The 1,084-nt window shown below is 67.6% G+C and carries 1 protein-coding gene; it reads right to left on the reverse strand.

Annotation, left to right across the window (positions count from 1 at the left end; genetic code table 11):
* Positions 1–964 (reverse strand): ABC transporter transmembrane domain-containing protein (locus tag MFF30_RS25885; protein WP_238283162.1); only part of this gene is annotated, 964 nt, incomplete at its 3' end.
* Positions 965–1,084 lie beyond the last annotated feature (120 nt).

Consider the following 1,084-nt stretch of genomic DNA (forward strand, 5'->3'; position numbering starts at 1 on the left):
CCAGCACACCGCCCGCCTCTCGGAGGCGGGCGGTGTGCTGGGTCGCGTCGACCAGCGCCACGGCGAGATCGCGGGTCGCGGCGAGGATGCGGATGCCCAAGGTGCAGACCAGCACCACCTGGCCGTTGGTGGCCTGTCCGGCCTCCCACATGGTGATGGCCCAGTAGAGCAGGCCGAGCACCGCCAGCACCGTCAGAATCGCGTGCACGATGCGCAGCTTCTCGAGGTAGAGCAGCGAGGAGCGGCGCGAGCGCATCTCCTGCCCGATCGTCCCGTCGAAGCGGGTGTATTCGCGCTTGAACGCCGAAAAGGCCCGCACCAGGGGCATGTTGCCGACGAGATCGACCATCTCGCCGTCGACGGAGGCGGCCTTGGCGGCGAAGTCGTGGTGGAGGGGCTTTCCGGCCGCCGCCATCTTGAACATCAGCAGGACGACGGCGGCGAAGATGCCGGCGAGCACCAGCGCCATCGTGAGGTTGACGCTGCCGATGTAGAGGATCGAGCCGAAGGCGGCGACGCAGGGCGGCATCACGTTGAACACGAACATGTTCTCGACCGTGAAGATCGCGTTCGAGGTCGCGGTGATGCGCGAGGCCAGGGTACCGGGCTGGCGGTCGGCGAAGAACGAGGGCGAGTGTCCGGTCATGTGCCGGAACAGATCGCGGCGGATGTCGCCGGTGACACCCACGAAGGTGAAGGACCCGACGAGGCTCGCCACGCGCCAGAGCATGTTGTCGGCGGCGATGAAGGCGATCAGGACGGCGAGGGCCCCCCAGATCAGGCCTGCCGACGGGCCCTTGCTGAGGGCGTCGACCACACCCTTCAGCGCGTAGTCGGTGCTCACGGAGAAGCCGACCGCGCCGAGAACCGCGCACAGGATCACGGCATGCGGCAGGGCGCGTCGGCGCAGGTAGCGTCCCACGAAGGCGAACGGCCGATCGGCATAAACGCAGAGGTCTTCCATCGCGGTGACCATCCCGGTTTCGAGCATCCACCCGATGACGGGGGGACGTACCCTTGTTTAAAGCGTCCTCGCGGACCCCGGTTTCCCGTGTGTGACACACGCGGGAAACCGGGGTCCGCG

The sequence above is a fragment of the Methylobacterium goesingense genome (genome assembly GCF_022179225.1).
Taxonomy (GTDB): domain Bacteria; phylum Pseudomonadota; class Alphaproteobacteria; order Rhizobiales; family Beijerinckiaceae; genus Methylobacterium; species Methylobacterium goesingense.